The sequence below is a fragment of the Streptomyces sp. NPDC094143 genome (assembly GCF_040303825.1).
Classification (GTDB): domain Bacteria; phylum Actinomycetota; class Actinomycetes; order Streptomycetales; family Streptomycetaceae; genus Streptomyces.
In genome coordinates this window covers 121,864-138,033 of sequence record NZ_JBEOTZ010000008.1, presented here as the reverse complement: position 1 = coordinate 138,033, position 16,170 = coordinate 121,864, and the positions used below count along the sequence as shown (strand labels likewise).

The 16,170-nt window shown below is 72.3% G+C and carries 15 protein-coding genes and 1 pseudogene; 9 read left to right on the top strand and 7 right to left on the bottom strand.

All coding sequences use genetic code 11. The annotated features are described in order from the left end of the window. The first annotated feature begins 260 nt into the window (after positions 1 to 260). From acs to ABTZ58_RS13435, 5 genes are all read left to right on the top strand, one after another. Positions 261 to 2,216 carry an acetate--CoA ligase gene (gene acs, locus ABTZ58_RS13455; protein WP_351354736.1) on the top strand — a complete coding sequence of 652 codons (1,956 nt, stop codon included), beginning with the start codon at positions 261 to 263 and terminating at the stop codon, positions 2,214 to 2,216. A gap of 199 nt (positions 2,217 to 2,415) precedes the next feature. Next, positions 2,416 to 3,852: a Na+/H+ antiporter NhaA gene (gene nhaA, locus ABTZ58_RS13450; RefSeq protein WP_351354733.1), complete on the top strand. Its 1,437-nt coding sequence runs from the start codon at positions 2,416 to 2,418 to the stop codon at positions 3,850 to 3,852. A gap of 120 nt (positions 3,853 to 3,972) precedes the next feature. Next, positions 3,973 to 4,461 (top strand): phage holin family protein, encoded by a 489-nt coding sequence (locus ABTZ58_RS13445; RefSeq protein WP_351354730.1) that lies wholly within the window; start codon positions 3,973 to 3,975, stop codon positions 4,459 to 4,461. Next, positions 4,458 to 5,396, top strand: a complete 939-nt coding sequence (locus tag ABTZ58_RS13440; RefSeq protein ID WP_351354727.1) for an alpha/beta fold hydrolase — start codon at positions 4,458 to 4,460, stop codon at positions 5,394 to 5,396. Before ABTZ58_RS13445 ends, ABTZ58_RS13440 begins: the two co-directional genes overlap by 4 nt. 128 nt (positions 5,397 to 5,524) lie before the next feature. Beyond that, positions 5,525 to 5,707 (top strand): hypothetical protein, encoded by a 183-nt coding sequence (locus tag ABTZ58_RS13435; RefSeq protein WP_309096886.1) that lies wholly within the window; start codon positions 5,525 to 5,527, stop codon positions 5,705 to 5,707. A 65-nt stretch (positions 5,708 to 5,772) separates the two neighbouring features. Here ABTZ58_RS13435 and ABTZ58_RS13430 read toward each other — a convergent pair whose 3' ends face one another. The 3 genes from ABTZ58_RS13430 to nth form a co-directional block, all read right to left on the bottom strand. Beyond that, on the bottom strand, positions 5,773 to 6,972 hold the full coding sequence (locus ABTZ58_RS13430; RefSeq protein ID WP_351354723.1) for a MarP family serine protease: 1,200 nt from the start codon (positions 6,970 to 6,972) through the stop codon (positions 5,773 to 5,775). A gap of 13 nt (positions 6,973 to 6,985) precedes the next feature. Continuing rightward, the gene (locus tag ABTZ58_RS13425; RefSeq protein WP_351355029.1) at positions 6,986 to 7,681 is read right to left on the bottom strand and encodes an NUDIX hydrolase; all 696 of its coding nucleotides are present in this window, start codon (positions 7,679 to 7,681) and stop codon (positions 6,986 to 6,988) included. A 343-nt stretch (positions 7,682 to 8,024) separates the two neighbouring features. Then, positions 8,025 to 8,903 carry an endonuclease III gene (nth, locus tag ABTZ58_RS13420; RefSeq protein ID WP_351355026.1) on the bottom strand — a complete coding sequence of 293 codons (879 nt, stop codon included), beginning with the start codon at positions 8,901 to 8,903 and terminating at the stop codon, positions 8,025 to 8,027. Between the two features lie 464 nt (positions 8,904 to 9,367). Between nth and ABTZ58_RS13415 the strand changes: the two genes are divergently transcribed. After that, positions 9,368 to 10,042, top strand: coding sequence for a Crp/Fnr family transcriptional regulator (locus ABTZ58_RS13415; protein ID WP_031115987.1), 675 nt, complete (start codon positions 9,368 to 9,370; stop codon positions 10,040 to 10,042). 189 nt (positions 10,043 to 10,231) lie between these two features. Beyond that, a pseudogene (locus ABTZ58_RS13410) lies at positions 10,232 to 10,923 on the top strand (nucleotidyltransferase domain-containing protein). Here ABTZ58_RS13410 and ABTZ58_RS13405 read toward each other — a convergent pair. From ABTZ58_RS13405 to sp36, 4 genes are all read right to left on the bottom strand, one after another. After that, the gene (locus tag ABTZ58_RS13405; RefSeq protein WP_351354719.1) at positions 10,920 to 11,750 is read right to left on the bottom strand and encodes an MBL fold metallo-hydrolase; all 831 of its coding nucleotides are present in this window, start codon (positions 11,748 to 11,750) and stop codon (positions 10,920 to 10,922) included. The pseudogene ABTZ58_RS13410 and the gene ABTZ58_RS13405 sit on opposite strands and share 4 nt — an antisense overlap. Further along, complete coding sequence (locus ABTZ58_RS13400) at positions 11,747 to 12,634, bottom strand: NUDIX hydrolase (protein ID WP_309098058.1); 888 nt, start codon at positions 12,632 to 12,634, stop codon at positions 11,747 to 11,749. The genes ABTZ58_RS13405 and ABTZ58_RS13400 overlap by 4 nt, the downstream gene beginning before the upstream one ends. A 109-nt stretch (positions 12,635 to 12,743) precedes the next feature. Further along, a complete protein-coding gene (locus ABTZ58_RS13395; RefSeq protein ID WP_351354716.1) occupies positions 12,744 to 13,205 on the bottom strand; it encodes a RidA family protein in 462 nt (153 codons plus the stop codon). Beyond that, on the bottom strand, positions 13,205 to 13,363 hold the full coding sequence (gene sp36 / locus ABTZ58_RS13390; protein WP_003991873.1) for a Sp36 family protein: 159 nt from the start codon (positions 13,361 to 13,363) through the stop codon (positions 13,205 to 13,207). The genes ABTZ58_RS13395 and sp36 overlap by 1 nt, the downstream gene beginning before the upstream one ends. A gap of 118 nt (positions 13,364 to 13,481) precedes the next feature. On the opposite strand from sp36, the gene bagA reads away from it, so the two are divergent. Both bagA and bagB read left to right on the top strand, forming a co-directional pair. After that, the gene (bagA, locus tag ABTZ58_RS13385) at positions 13,482 to 14,459 is read left to right on the top strand and encodes an ATPase BagA (RefSeq protein WP_309098060.1); all 978 of its coding nucleotides are present in this window, start codon (positions 13,482 to 13,484) and stop codon (positions 14,457 to 14,459) included. A gap of 163 nt (positions 14,460 to 14,622) precedes the next feature. Beyond that, positions 14,623 to 16,041: an ATPase BagB gene (gene bagB, locus ABTZ58_RS13380; protein WP_351354711.1), complete on the top strand. Its 1,419-nt coding sequence runs from the start codon at positions 14,623 to 14,625 to the stop codon at positions 16,039 to 16,041. Positions 16,042 to 16,170: the final 129 nt, after the last annotated feature.

Below are 16,170 nucleotides of genomic sequence, written 5' to 3'. Positions count from 1 at the left end.
CCCACCCTGCCCCGCCAAGCCCGGGGGCCCGGGCCCCCGGGCCGGGACTCGGGCCTCACCCACCCGGCATCCACCGCGTGACCCCCGTTACATCCGCTGAACTTTCCCTGGTCGGCGTCCGTGGGTACGGATGACCCCGGCCGCCGACACCACCGCCGGACAGGTCTAAACCAATCGGCGGTCGGCCCTTGTCATCGCACCCCCGGGTCTGATGAGCTGTGGCCTGGGACACAACGGACACCCTGGGAAAGGCAGATGCCGTGAGCAACGAAAGCCTGGCCAACCTGCTCAAGGAAGAGCGCAGGTTCGCACCCCCCGCCGACCTGGCCGCGAACGCCAACGTCACCGCGGAGGCGTATGAACAGGCCAAGGCTGACAGGCTCGGCTTCTGGGCCGAGCAGGCCCGTCGGCTGACGTGGGCCAAGGAGCCCACCGAGACGCTCGACTGGTCGAACCCGCCGTTCGCCAAGTGGTTCAAGGACGGCGAGCTCAACGTCGCCTACAACTGCGTCGACCGGCACGTGGAGGCCGGGCACGGCGACCGGGTCGCCATCCACTTCGAGGGCGAGCCCGGCGACAGCCGCGCGATCACCTACGCCGAACTCAAGGACGAGGTCTCCAGGGCGGCCAACGCGCTGCTGGAGCTGGGAGTTCAGGCCGGGGACCGGGTCGCCGTCTACATGCCGATGATCCCGGAGACGGCGATCGCGATGCTGGCCTGCGCCCGGATCGGCGCCGCCCACTCGGTCGTCTTCGGCGGGTTCTCCTCGGACGCGCTCGCCACCCGTATCCAGGACGCCGACGCGCGCGTGGTCATCACCTCCGACGGCGGTTACCGGCGCGGCAAGCCGTCCGCGCTCAAGCCGGCCGTGGACGAGGCCGTGGCGAAGGCGGGCAACGTCGACCACGTCCTGGTCGTCCGCCGCACGGGCCAGGAGGTCGCCTTCACCGAGGGCCGCGACGTGTGGTGGCACGACCTGGTGGGCCGGCAGAGCGCGGAGCACACTCCGCAGGCGTTCGGCGCCGAGCACCCGCTGTTCATCCTCTACACCTCGGGCACCACGGGGAAGCCGAAGGGCATCCTGCACACCTCCGGCGGCTACCTCACCCAGACCGCCTACACCCACCACGCCGTCTTCGACCTCAAGCCGGACACCGACGTCTACTGGTGCACGGCCGACGTCGGCTGGGTCACCGGCCACTCGTACATCGTCTACGGGCCGCTGGCCAACGGCGCGACGCAGGTCATGTACGAGGGCACGCCCGACACCCCGCACCAGGGCCGCTTCTGGGAGATCGTCCAGAAGTACGGCGTGACGATCCTCTACACGGCGCCGACCGCGATCCGCACGTTCATGAAGTGGGGCGACGACATCCCCGCCAAGTTCGACCTGTCGAGCCTGCGCGTACTGGGCTCGGTGGGCGAGCCGATCAACCCCGAGGCGTGGATCTGGTACCGCAAGAACATCGGCGGCGACCGCACCCCGATCGTCGACACCTGGTGGCAGACCGAGACCGGCGCGATGATGATCACCCCGCTGCCGGGCGTGACCGCCACCAAGCCCGGCTCCGCGCAGACGCCGCTGCCCGGCATCTCCGCGACGGTCGTCGACGACGAGGCCAACGAGGTGCCCAACGGCGGTGGCGGCTACCTGGTGCTGACCGAGCCGTGGCCGTCGATGCTGCGCACCATCTGGGGCGACGACCAGCGGTTCATCGACACGTACTGGTCACGCTTCGAGGGCAGGTACTTCGCCGGTGACGGCGCCAAGAAGGACGACGACGGCGACATCTGGCTGCTCGGCCGGGTCGACGACGTCATGCTCGTCTCCGGGCACAACATCTCCACCACCGAGGTCGAGTCCGCGCTGGTCTCCCACCCCTCGGTCGCCGAGGCGGCCGTGGTCGGCGCGGCGGACGAGACGACCGGGCAGGCGATCGTCGCGTTCGTGATCCTGCGCGGTACGGCCGCCGAGACCGAGACGCTGGTCGACGAGTTGCGCGCGCACGTCGGCAGCACGCTCGGCCCGATCGCCAAGCCGAAGCGGATCCTGCCGGTGGCGGAGCTGCCCAAGACCCGCTCCGGCAAGATCATGCGCCGTCTGCTCCGGGACGTCGCCGAGAACCGCCAGCTCGGTGACGTCACCACGCTGACGGACTCCACGGTCATGGACCTCATCCAGGCCAAGCTGCCGGCCGCGCCCAGCGAGGACTGATCAGCCGCGGGCATGGCGGAAGCCACGGAGGGCACCCGACGGCCGGACCGCCGGGTGCCCTGCGCACGCCTGCGGCGCAGATCAGGGGATGCGGGGGACCACACCCTTAGCTAGGGTAAGAAAAACAAGTGCTCCATGGTGCGCCGGGAAGTCTGGTCGGCATGCGTTCAGTCCTGCCCACCGACCGGAGGTCTCCCTCGTGACCGCGCCCCGCTCCAGCACCCCCCGCAAGGTCTTCGGACGGCTCTCGCTCCCCGAGCGGACCTATGTGGCGGAGGCGCTGCGCACCGAGACGGTCGGCGGGGTGCTGCTGCTGGCCGCCGCGGTCGGCGCGCTGCTCTGGGCGAACATCCCCGGACTGCGTGACAGCTACGAGAGCGTCGCCCACTTCCACTTCGGCCCCGCCGCCCTCGGCCTCGACCTGTCGGTCGCGCACTGGGCCGCCGACGGACTGCTCGCCATCTTCTTCTTCGTCGCCGGCATCGAACTCAAGCGCGAACTCGTCGCCGGTGATCTGCGCGACCCGAAAGCCGCCGCGCTCCCGGTCGTCGCCGCCCTGTGCGGCATGGCCGCACCGGCGCTCGTCTACACCCTCACCAGCGTCACCGGCGGCGGCTCCCTGGCCGGCTGGGCCGTGCCGACCGCCACCGACATCGCCTTCGCGCTCGCCGTGCTCGCGGTCATCGGCACGTCCCTGCCGAGCGCGCTGCGGGCCTTCCTGCTCACACTCGCCGTCGTCGACGACCTCTTCGCGATCCTGATCATCGCCGTGTTCTTCACGGACGGTCTGGACTTCGCCGCGCTCGGCGGTGCCGTGGCGGGCCTGGTGGTCTTCTGGCTGCTGCTGCGCGGCGGCGTACGCGGCTGGTACGTGTACGTGCCGCTGGCGCTCGTGATCTGGGCGCTGATGTACAACAGCGGCGTCCACGCCACCATCGCCGGTGTCGCCATGGGCCTGATGCTGCGCTGCCACCGCCGGGAGGGTGAGGACCACTCCCCCGGCGAGCGCATCGAGCACCTCGTCCGGCCCCTGTCGGCGGGACTGGCCGTACCGCTGTTCGCGCTGTTCAGCGCGGGTGTCGCCATCTCCGGCGGTGCGCTCGCGAAGGTGTTCACCACGCCGGAGACCCTCGGGGTCGTGCTCGGGCTCGTCGTCGGCAAGGCGCTCGGCATCTTCGGCGGGACCTGGCTGACGGCCCGTTTCACCCGGGCCTCGCTCAGCGAGGACCTCGAATGGGCGGACGTCTTCGCCGTGGCGAGCCTCGCCGGCATCGGCTTCACCGTCTCGCTGCTCATCGGGGAACTGGCCTTCGACGGCGACCAGGCCATGACCGGCGCGGTCAAGGCGGCGGTGCTGATGGGCTCACTGGTCGCCGCGGTCCTCGCGACCGTCCTGCTGAAGATCCGCAACGCCAAGTACCGCCGCCTGTGGGAGGAAGAGGAGCGCGACGAGGACGCCGACGGCATCCCGGACATCTACGAGGAGGACGACCCGGCGTACCACCTGCGCCTGGCCGACCGCTACGAACGCAAGGCCGCCGAGCACCGCAGAATCGCCCAGGAGAAGGCAGCAGCGCGCCACGGGCTTGCCGAAGTGCCGGGCGGGGCAGGCGATGACGGCGACGGTCCGGCATGATCTGACGAGACGGTACAAAAAACGGGACCGTACGCAGTCAGGCCCTACGCAGTCGCACGACTGCGGCGAGTCAGGCACAGGACGCGGAAATCGGACCGTACGCAGAAGAGGGAGACCGCGATGAGCGCACCCGACGGCAGCCCGGTCGGCGCCGAACGCAGCATCGGCCAGCTGTTCGCCTCGGCGACGGCGGAAATGTCGGCGCTGGTGCACGACGAGATCGCGCTGGCGAAGGCCCAGCTCAAGCAGGACGTCAAGCGCGGCGCCACCAGCGGCGGCGCCTTCTCGCTGGCCGGCGCGGTGCTGATCTTCTCCCTGCCGATGCTGAACTTCGCGCTGGCGTACGGCATCCGCACCTGGAGCGACTGGAACCTCGCGGTCTGCTTCCTGCTGTCCTTCGCGGCGAACGTGCTGATCGCGGGCGTCCTGGCGCTGGTCGGCGTGGCCTTCGCGAAGAAGGCCAAGAAGGGCAAGGGCCCGCAGAAGGTCGCCGCCTCGATGAAGCAGAGCGCGGTCGTGCTGCAGAAGGCCAAGCCGCACCCGCGTCCGGAGCTCACCCAGGACCGGGTCCCCGAGGCCATCGAGGCTGTGGCACGCTCGTCGTCATGACGGACCCCGCCCCCGCCCCGGCACAACCGGCCTCGGCCGTGCTCCTGGACGGCCCCTGGAGCCACCGCGACGTCGCCGCCAACGGCGCCCGCTTTCACATCGCCGAGCTGGGCGACGGGCCACTGGTGCTGCTGCTGCACGGTTTCCCGCAGTTCTGGTGGACCTGGCGGCACCAGCTGGTGGCGCTCGCCGACGCGGGCTTCCGGGCCGTCGCGATGGACCTGCGCGGTGTCGGGGGCAGCGACCGCACGCCGCGCGGCTACGACCCCGCCAACCTGGCGCTCGACGTCACCGGGGTCATCCGCTCGCTCGGCGAGCCGGACGCCGCGCTGGTCGGCCACGACCTGGGCGGATACCTGGCGTGGACGGCCGCCACGATGCGCCCCAAGCTGGTGCGGCGGCTCGCGGTCGCCTCCATGCCGCACCCGAGGCGCTGGCGCGCGGCCATGCTGCGGGACGTCAAGCAGACCCGCGCCGGTTCACACATCTGGGGGTTCCAGCGGCCCTGGATCCCGGAACGTCAGCTCACCGCCGACGACGGGGCGCTGGTGGCCGAGCTGATCCATGAGTGGTCCGGGCCGCGCCCGCCGGAGGAGGAGGCGCTGGAGAACTACCGCCGCGCCATGTGCATCCCCTCGGCGGCGCACTGCGCGGTCGAGCCGTACCGCTGGATGGTGCGCTCCCTGGCCCGCCCGGACGGCATCCAGTTCAACCGGCGGATGAAGCGGCCGGTGCGCGTGCCGACGCTCCATCTGCACGGCTCGCTCGACCCCGTGCTGCGCACCCGCAGCGCGGCCGGCTCCGGCGAGTACGTCGAAGCCCCCTACCGCTGGCGGCTGTTCGACGGTCTCGGCCACTTCCCGCACGAGGAGGACCCGGTCGCCTTCTCGTCCGAGCTCATCAACTGGCTGCGGGATCCCGAACCCGACCGGTGACCGCACGACCCCGCCCCGCACGGCCCGTCTGAACGCTTGTCCTACGAACGGCCACTTGCCCGGCGCATAGGCCAATTGGGCCCGCCGGAGGCGGTTATCGACCATGGGGCCGGGGCACACGTCGGGGTATGGGCTGGACGCACGACTACAGTGACGCAACCCGCAGTCGCCGCTCGGCGAGCGGTACGAACCCCCACCAGCGAAGCGGTGCACCGCAGATGGTGACCGCCGATCCCAGGGTGGGGATCCCGCGCATCCTTCGTCGCCGGGCCCGCTGGGTCTCCGTACGTCTGCGCCACACACGCGACTGAGGCGTCACCCGCGCGAGTGACGCCCGCCATCTGCCGCCCCGCCGCCCGGTGCCTCGGCGCCGCGCCTAGAGCGCGCAGCTGTCGCTGCCCACCTGCTGGTTGGCGGTGCGGCCCTTGGTGATGTCGTCCTGGATCTCGTCGACGGTCAGCGCGTATCCCGTCTCGGCGTCGTCGAGGGACTTGGCGAACACCACGCCGTAAACCTTGCCGTCGGGCGTGAGGAGCGGGCCGCCGGAGTTGCCCTGGCGGACGGTCGCGTAGAGGGAGTACACGTCGCGGCGGACCGTGCCGCGGTGGTAGATGTCCGGGCCGTTGGCCGTGATGCGTCCCCGCACGCGTGCGGCCCGCACGTCGTACGCGCCGTTCTCCGGGAAGCCCGCGACGATCGCGCTGTCGCCGCTGCTCGCGTCGCCGGAGGTGAACCGCAGCGCGGGCGCCTTGAGGTCCGGCACGTCCAGGACGGCGATGTCGCGCCGCCAGTCGTAGAGCACGACCTTGGCGTCGTACTTCCTGCCCTCGCCGCCTATCTGCACGGTGGGCTCGTCGACACCGCCCACCACGTGCGCGTTGGTCATGACGCGGCGGCCGGAGAAGACGAAGCCGGTGCCCTCCAGGACCTTGCCGCAACTCGGGGCCGTGCCCATGACCTTGACGATGGAGCGCTGGGCGCGGGTCGCCACCGGGCTGTCCGCCAGGGCCGGGTCGGGCGGCTGGACGTCGGTGATCGGCTCGTTCGCGAACGGGCTGAAGACCTGCGGGAAGCCGTTCTGCGCGAGGACGGAGGAGAAGTCCGCGAACCAGGTGGCGGCCTGGTCCGGCAGCGCCTGCGAGACGCCGAGCAGCACCTTGGAGTTGCGGACCTCCTTGCCGAGCGTCGGCAGGGTCGTGCCCGCGAGGGCCGAGCCGATCAGCCAGGCGACCAGGAGCATCGCCACGACGTTGACCAGGGCGCCGCCGGTGGCGTCCAGCGCCCGGGCCGGGGACCAGGTGATGTGCCGGCGCAGCTTGTTGCCGAGGTGGGTGGTGAGGGCCTGGCCGACGGAGGCGCAGACGATGACGACGACGACCGCCACGACGGCCGCGGTCGTGCTCACCTCCGCGTTGTCCGTGAGCGCGTCCCAGATGACGGGCAGCACATAGACGGCGACGAGGCCACCGCCCAGGAAGCCGATCACCGACAGGATGCCGACGACGAACCCCTGGCGGTACCCCACGACCGCGAACCACACGGCGGCGACCAGCAACAAGATGTCCAGCACGTTCACGAAGGCCACCCTGTCATGCGCGCCAGTCGAGCGGGACCTGCTTCTCGGGGTCCCAGGGCCGCTCCCAGCCCGCGTAGTGCAGCAGCCGGTCGATGATTCCGGCCGTGAAACCCCACACAAGGGCCGATTCGACCAGAAATGCCGGGCCGCGGTGGCCGCTCGGGTGGACCGTGGTGGCCCTGTTCGCCGGGTTCGTGAGATCCACCACGGGGACGGTGAAGACCCTGGCGGTCTCGTTCGGATCGACGACGCCGACCGGGCTGGGCTCGCGCCACCAGCCCAGCACCGGCGTCACGACGAAGCCGCTGACCGGGATGTACAGCCGGGGCAGGACGCCGAAGAGCTGGACACCGGCGGGGTCTAGGCCGGTCTCCTCCTCCGCCTCGCGCAGGGCGGCGCGCAGCGGGCCGTCACCGCGCGGGTCACCGTCCTCCGGGTCGAGGGCGCCGCCGGGGAACGAGGGCTGGCCGGCATGCGCGCGCAGGGAGCTCGCGCGCTCCATGAGGAGCAGCTCGGGCCCGCGCTCGCCCTCCCCGAAGAGGATCAGCACGGCGGACTGCCGCCCCGCGCCGTCCGCCGGCGGCAGGAAGCGGCTGAGCTGCGTCGGCCGGATCGTCTCCACGGCACGCGCCACCGGCTCCAGCCAGGCCGGCAGGCCCTCCTTGCTCACCGTCACCGGCCCGCCCTGTGTGCCGCTCGCCCGCGTCATCGCCACCCCCGTCGTCCTGCCGCTTCCAACGCCCGGCACCCCCGAGATCGTTCCGGAACGGCCCGCGATCCACCGTCCGGGGGGCTCGCGGAGCGGCCGGGGGGGCGCACGGAACGCAACCGGCGCCTCGCCCGATCCCCGCCACGCCGTCGCACCGGCTCCGCGCACCGGCGCACGCGATCACCGGCACGCCCGATCGCCTGGGCCCTGCCGCTGCCCGGACCGGTCCGGCCACTGCCCGGACGGGTCCGGCCGCTGCCCGGGCAACCAGTGCCGCTCCTCAGGCGGGCCCTGCCGCTGTTCGGGTAGGCCCTGTCGCCGTGCTCGGCGCTGTTCGGGTGCCTCATCCGGCCCCCAGGGGCGGGGCCGGTTTGCCGCCCGCGTCCAGGTAGGCCTGCGGGGGCCGCAGCCGCTGGCCGGGGAAGCCGCCCTTCTCGTACTTGAGGAGCTTCTTCGCCTTCTCCGGGTCGGTCTCGCCCTCCCCGTACGCCGGGCAGAGCGGCGCGATCGGGCAGGCGCCGCACGCGGGCTTGCGGGCGTGGCAGATGCGGCGGCCGTGCCAGATGACGTGGTGCGAGAGATCCGTCCAGTCGCTCTTCGGGAAGAGTGCGCCGATCGCGGCCTCGATCTTGTCCGGGTCGGTCTCGGCGGTCCACTGCCAGCGGCGCACCAGGCGCTGGAAGTGCGTGTCGACGGTGATGCCGGGGCGCCCGAAGGCGTTGCCGAGCACGACGAACGCGGTCTTGCGGCCGACGCCGGGCAGCTTGACCAGGTCCTCCAGCCGGCCGGGCACCTCCCCGCCGAAGTCCTCCACCAGGGCCTTGGAGAGCCCTATGACCGACTTGGTCTTGGCCCGGAAGAAGCCGCACGGGCGGAGGATCTCCTCCACCTCCTCCGGGTTGGCGGCGGCGAGGTCCTCGGGGGTGGGGTACCTGGCGAAGAGGGACGGCGTCGTCTGGTTGACGCGCAGGTCGGTGGTCTGCGCGGACAGCACCGTGGCGACGACGAGCTGGAAGGGGTTGTCGAAGTCCAGCTCGGGGTGGGCGTACGGGTAGACGTCGGCGAGCTCGCGGTTGATCCGGCGGGCCCGGCGCACCAGCGCCGTGCGCGACTCACCGATCGGCGGGTGGACGACCGCCCTGGCGGGGGCGGCGCCCTCGACCCGGGCGGTGGCCTTCTTGGGCGCGACCGTGACCTTCTTGGCAACGGGAGCCTTCTTCACAGCTGCCTTCCTCACAGCTGCCTTCTTCACGGAAACCGCTTTCTTCGCGGGCGCCGCCCTCTCCACAGAGGCCGCTTTCTTCGCAGAAGCCGCCTTCTGCGCGGATCCGGCTTTCCTCGCAGAGGCGGCCGTCGCCTCCCCTGTCGCTTTCGCCGTTTTCCTACCGCCATCGGGGCTCTGTTCGCCCACGGCGGAATCGCGACGTACAACCACCCGCGCAGCCCCCTCGGCCTGTGCTCTCACCGGCGATTTGGACACCCGGCCAGCCTAAGGCCAGGCACCGTCATCCGCCCCGGCCCTCGAAGACCGGCGCCCAATTGGACCCCTGCCGCGTACCCCGGGACCCCTGTGCGGCATCCTTGTGACAGATCACACTGTTTGGACCGTCCGGCAAAATGGGCACCACGGTCCCCTGGTACGCGGGGGAGCAAGATCCCCTGAGCAGGTCGAAAGGGAGAGAACTCGTGGACGACGTTCTGCGGCGCAATCCGCTCTTCGCGGCGCTCGATGACGAGCAGGCCGCGGAGCTCCGCGCCTCCATGAGTGAGGTGACCCTCGCCCGCGGTGACTCGCTGTTCCACGAGGGCGACCCCGGCGACCGCCTGTATGTGGTCACCGAGGGCAAGGTCAAGCTCCACCGCACGTCCCCCGACGGCCGGGAGAACATGCTGGCCGTGGTCGGCCCCGGCGAGCTCATCGGTGAGCTGTCGCTGTTCGACCCGGGCCCGCGCACGGCGACGGCCACCGCGCTGACCGAGGTGAAGCTGCTCGGCCTCGGCCACGGCGACCTCCAGCCCTGGCTGAACGCCCGCCCCGAGGTCGCCTCGGCGCTCCTGCGCGCCGTCGCGCGCCGACTGCGCAAGACCAACGACGCGATGTCCGACCTCGTCTTCTCGGACGTCCCGGGCCGTGTCGCCCGCGCCCTGCTCGACCTGTCGCGCCGGTTCGGCGTGCAGTCGGAGGAGGGCATCCACGTCGTGCACGACCTGACGCAGGAGGAGCTCGCCCAGCTGGTCGGCGCGTCCCGCGAGACGGTCAACAAGGCCCTGGCGGACTTCGCCCAGCGCGGCTGGCTGCGCCTGGAGGCCCGCGCGGTGATCCTCCTGGACGTGGAGCGCCTCGCCAAGCGCTCGCGCTGACGCGCACCCTGGCCCTAGGTCACCGGGCCCTGTCCCTCCAGGGACGGGGCCCGCTGTCGTGCTGCCGATGGCCGCAACCGGGCGGCGTCCCCGCTTACTCGTGCGGCACAGTGACGGCATGACCGGCACCGCCCACCGGAACCACCGCGCCCACCACACCCGCGGCACGGCCTCGACGCCCACGGACTCATCGCCCGGGAGGTCCCTCGCGCGCGTGCCCGCGGCCTTCCGTCCGGTCGTCGCCGCGGCCGGGGCGCGGCTGACGGACACCTTCGGGGCGCGGCTGCACAGCGCGTACCTCTACGGTTCGATTCCGCGCGGCACCGCGCGCGTGGGCGTCAGCGACCTCGATCTGCTGCTCTGGCTGCGTGAGGAGCCGACCGGGGCGGACCGGACAGAGGCCGACGCGCTCGGGGGCGGCACTGGACGAGGAGTTCGGGCAGATCGACGGGTGCGGGACGCTGCTGTACAGCCGTGCCCGGCTGCTGAGCGCACCGGAGCGGTACGACCTGGGATGGTTCGTCGCCTGCCTGTGCACACCGCTGCTGGGCGAGGACCTGGCCGCGCGGCCGCCGCGCTACCGTCCCGGCTCGCTGCCGGCCCGTCGGCCGCTCGTCCGTTTCATGTCCCGGCACCTCCACCGCACCGGTTTCACCCTCGTGATGCCCCACTGGGGCGGCTGGACGAGCGACCTGCACGAGATGGCGGAGGCGTTCGCCCGGTACTGCCCGCAGCGCGGCGGCCGGCTGCGGGCCGCCGCCGTCCTGGGCCGTGATCCGGCCGGTGACGCGGAGGTCCTGGCGTCGTACGTCGACGATCCGGGGCCCTGGCTCGCCGCCGAGTACGCACGCGTGCACGGCGAGAAGACTCCAGGGGCCTAGATGAGCCCGTGCTCCTCCAGGTACTCCATCTGCGCCCGCACCGACAGTTCCGCCGCCGGCCACAGGGAGCGGTCCACGTCGGCGTAGACGTGGGCGACGACCTCGGCCGGGGTGCGGTAGCCGTCCTCGACGGCCGTCTCGACCTGGGCGAGGCGGGTGGCGCGGTGAGCGAGGTAGTACTCGACGGCGCCCTGGGCGTCCTCCAGGACGGGCCCGTGGCCGGGCAGGACCGTGTGGACGCCGTCGTCGACCGTGAGGGACCTCAGGCGGCGCAGGGAGTCCAGGTAGTCGCCGAGACGACCGTCGGGGTGGGCCACGACCGTGGTGCCGCGGCCCAGGACCGTGTCGCCGGTCAGGACCGCCCGGTCCGCCGGGATGTGGAAGCAGAGGGAGTCCGACGTGTGGCCGGGGGTGGGGACGACGCGCAGTTCCAGGCCCCCGGTGGTGATCACGTCTCCGGCGGCCAGGCCCTCGTCGCCCAGCCGCAGCGCTGGATCCAGTGCACGCACGCGCGTGCCGGTCAGCTCGGCGAACCGGGCCGCGCCCGCCGCGTGGTCGGGATGGCCGTGGCTCAGCAGCGTCAGGGCGACGCGCCGGCCCGCCTGTTCGGCCGTGGCGACGACCCGCCGCAGGTGCCCTTCGTCCAGCGGGCCCGGGTCGACCACGACGGCGAGGTCGGAGTCCGGCTCGGCGAGGATCCAGGTGTTCGTGCCGTCGAGGGTCATCGCCGACGGGTTGGGGGCCAGGACGTTGACGGCCCGCGCGGTGGCGGGGCCGGAGAGGACTCCGCCCCGGGGCCGGCCGGGAAGGGCTGCTGCGTCCGTCATGCGGGGGCTCCACCGGTCGGGGCGGTCGGGGCGGTCGGGATGTGCTTGGTGAACTCGTCGTGGCCGGGCCAGGAGAGCACGATCTCACCGTCCACCAGCCGTGCGGTGGCCAGCACGGGCGTGAGATCGCGGTCCGGGGCCGCCGCGAGGGCCTCGGCGGCCGTCGGGTACGCCGTCAGCTGGCGCAGGGTCGAGATGGTCGGCGGCATCATCAGCAGCTCGCCCCTGTCGTACCCGGCGGCCGCCTCGCGCGGGGCGATCCACACCGTGCGGTCGGCCTCCGTGGAGGCGTTGCGGGTGCGCTGCCCCTCGGGGAGGGCGGCCACGAAGAAGAAGGTGTCGTAGCGGCGGGCCTCGAACTCGGGGGTGATCCAGCGGGTCCAGGCGCCGAGCAGGTCCGAGCGCAGCACCAGCCCGCGGCGGTCCAGGAACTCCGCGAAGGACACGTCCCGCGCGACCAGGGCGGCACGGTCGGCCTCCCAGTCGGCGCCGGTGGTGTCGCCGACGACCGCGTCGGGCGCCGGGCCGGCGAGCAGCACGCCCGCCTCCTCGTACGTCTCGCGTACGGCCGCGCAGACGATCGCCTGGGCCGCCGTCTCGTCGACACCGAGCCGGTCCGCCCACCACGCGCGCGTGGGGCCCGCCCAGCGGACGTGGTGGTCGTCGTCGCGCGGGTCGACACCGCCGCCCGGATACGCGTACGCGCCTCCGGCGAAGGCCATGGAGGCGCGTCGGCGCAGCATGTGGACGGCCGGGCCGCCGCCCGTGTCCTTCAGGAGCATGACGGTGGCCGCGCGCCTGGGGGTCACCGGGGTGAGGGTGCCGGCCGCGAGTGCGCGGATGCGGTCCGGCCACTCCGGGGGGTACCACTGACCGTTCGCCATGGGCGCGAGGCTATCCCGTGACGGGCGGATGTTCGAGTGGCCCCCGGGACGGATTCCGCAGCTGGGACCCCCGGAGGACCCCCGGACAGGGGTTGCGCGAGGAACGGTGCTACGCGAGCTCCACCTGGATCTCGACCTCCACGGGCGCGTCCAGCGGCAGCACCGCCACGCCGACCGCGCTGCGCGCGTGCACGCCCTTGTCGCCGAGGACCTCGCCGAGCAGCTCGCTCGCGCCGTTCAGCACGCCGGGCTGGCCGGTGAAGTCCGAGGCCGAGGCGACGAAGCCGACGACCTTCACCACGCGCGCGATGCGGTCGAGGTCACCGGCGACGGACTTGACGGCGGCCAGGGCGTTCAGCGCACACGTGCGTGCCAGCTCCTTGGCCTCCTCCGGGGTGACCTCCGCACCGACCTTGCCGGTGACCGGAAGCTTGCCCTCCACCATCGGCAGCTGCCCGGCGGTGTAGACGTACGGGCCGGACTGCACGGCCGGCTGGTACGCGGCGAGCGGCGGGACCACGTCGGGCAGGCTCAGGCCCAGCTCGGCGAGCTTCGCCTCGACGGCGCCCACTACTGCTTCTCCCGCTTCAGGTAGGCGACGAGCTGCTCGGGGTTGTTCGGCCCGGGCACGACCTGGACGAGCTCCCAGCCGTCCTCGCCCCAGGTGTCCAGAATCTGCTTCGTGGCGTGGACGAGCAGCGGCACGGTTGCGTATTCCCACTTGGTCATGCGGCCGACTTTAGCCCCTGTCCGAGCGGGGTCACGGCCGCGGTCCGGGGCCGACCCCGGCACGGGTTGTCCACAGCCTCCCGCGTAGCCCGGGCGCGGACTGGTTAGGCTCGAATACGTGAGCAGGCTCCAGGTCGTCAGCGGCAAGGGCGGTACCGGCAAGACCACGGTGGCCGCGGCCCTAGCGCTGGCCCTGGCCACGGAGGGGAAGCGGACGCTTCTCGTCGAGGTCGAGGGCCGTCAGGGCATCGCGCAGCTCTTCGAGACCGAAGCGCTGCCTTATGAGGAGCGGAAGATCGCCGTCGCTCCCGGGGGCGGGGAGGTGTACGCACTGGCCATCGACCCCGAACTGGCCCTTCTGGACTACCTCCAGATGTTCTACAAGCTGGGCGGCGCCGGGCGGGCCCTGAAGAAGCTCGGCGCGATCGACTTCGCCACCACCATCGCGCCCGGCCTGAGGGACGTACTCCTCACCGGCAAGGCGTGCGAGGCGGTCCGGCGCAAGGAGCGCAGCGGCCGGTTCGTGTACGACTACGTCGTCATGGACGCCCCGCCCACCGGGCGCATCACGCGCTTTCTGAACGTCAACGACGAGGTGGCGGGACTGGCCAGGATCGGCCCGATACACAATCAGGCGCAGGCCGTGATGCGGGTGCTGAAGTCGCCCGAGACGGCCGTGCACCTGGTCACACTGCTGGAGGAGATGCCCGTCCAGGAGACCGCGGACGGCATCGCGGAGCTGCGGTCGGCGCGGCTGCCCGTCGGGCGGATCATCGTGAACATGGTGCGGCCGGAGGTGTTGGACGCGGCCGACCTGGAACTCGTACGGACCGTCCCGCGTTCCACCCTCGCGCGGTCGCTGTCCTCCGCCGGGCTCGGTGGGGCGCGGCGCGGCGGGCACGCGGAGCGGCTGGTGGATCCGCTGCTCACGCAGGCCGAGGAGTACGCCGAGCGGTACGCGCTGGAGCACGAGCAGCGTGCGGTCCTCGCCGAGCTGGGCCTGCCGCTGCACGAACTGCCGCTGTTCGCCGAGGGCATGGACCTCGCGGGGCTCTACGCGCTCGCCCGTGAGCTGCGCGGGCAGGGCGTGTCATGAGCCGGGGACCGGCAAGGCCCGTCATGGGCGTGCGCCAGGTGAGACGGGCGAGGCACGCTGTGGAACCGAGACAGGCAAGGGCCACCACGGAACCGAGACAGGCAGGGCCCGCCGGACAGCCCGGGCAGGCAAGGCCCGTCACGAGTCGGAAGCAGGGGATGTCATGAGCCGTCCGGACCCGGTGCACGCGCCCGACGCGGCCCGCCCCCGCCTCGCCCCCGCGCGCCTGCTCGACGTGGATCCACTGCTGGCGGACCCGAAGACCCGGATCGTGGTGTGCTGCGGCTCGGGCGGCGTCGGCAAGACCACGACGGCCGCCGCCCTGGGCCTGCGCGCGGCCGAGCGGGGCCGCAAGGTCGTCGTGCTCACCATCGACCCCGCCCGTCGCCTCGCCCAGTCCATGGGCATCGACTCCCTGGACAACACCCCGCGCCGGGTGAAGGGCATCGACGACTCCGCGGGGGGCGAGCTGCACGCGATGATGCTCGACATGAAGCGCACCTTCGACGAGATCGTCGAGGCGCACGCGGATCCCGAGCGGGCGGCCGCGATCCTGGCCAACCCCTTCTACCAGTCGCTCTCGGCGGGCTTCGCGGGCACGCAGGAGTACATGGCGATGGAGAAGCTCGGGCAGCTGCGCGCCCGGGACGAGTGGGACCTCATCGTCGTCGACACCCCGCCGTCCCGCTCGGCGCTGGACTTCCTGGACGCGCCCAAGCGGCTCGGGTCGTTCCTGGACGGGCGGCTGATCCGGCTGCTGACGGCCCCGGCGAAGCTGGGCGGCCGCGCCGGGATGAAGTTCCTGAACGTCGGGATGTCGATGATGACCGGCACCCTCGGCAAGCTGCTGGGCGGTCAGCTCCTGAAGGACGTCCAGACGTTCGTCTCCGCGATGGACACCACCTTCGGCGGCTTCCGCACGCGCGCGGACGCCACGTACAAGCTGCTCCAGGCGCCCGGGACGGCGTTCCTCGTGGTCGCGGCCCCGGAGCGGGACGCGCTGCGCGAGGCCGCCTACTTCGTGGAGCGCCTGGCCGCGGAGGACATGCCGCTGGCCGGTCTGGTGCTCAACCGGGTCCACGGCAGCGGCGCCGACGGGCTGTCGGCCGAGCGGGCGCTCGCCGCGGCGGAAAATCTTGAAGAGCCCCGCATTGTGGATCAGGAGGGCGGGAAAGCAGTACTTCGTAACTCCCCCGACGCACAGGACAGTTCAGACTCTCCCACGCCCGAGACACCAGCTCGCGCCGCTGGTCCGGCAGCCGACGGTGGCTCCCCCGCCGAGGACGCCCAGGACACAGAGGACGCCGAGGACACGCAGGCGTCCGGCTCTGCCGAGCGGTCCGTCGACCAGCTCACGGCCGGCCTGCTGAGGCTGCACGCCGACCGGATGCACATGCTGCACCGTGAGCAGCGCACGCGTGACCGCTTCACCGCGCTCCACCCGGAGGTGGCCGTGACGGAAGTGGCCGCGCTGCCCGGCGATGTGCACGACCTCGCGGGGCTGCGCGCCATCGGCGACCGCCTGGCGGCCAACGAGCGCGAGCTGCCCGACGCCTCCGTGCTGCCCGAGGCGAGCGCCTGAGCACCGCCGGTGGCCTGAGCGCTCCGGGGCGGGCGGCGCACGACGCATGGCGCGCACGGGCGGCCTGAGCACCGTCCGGTGACGGGTGCGGTGACGGCGAAGGGCCCGTGAAGGGCCCTCGGACCTGCG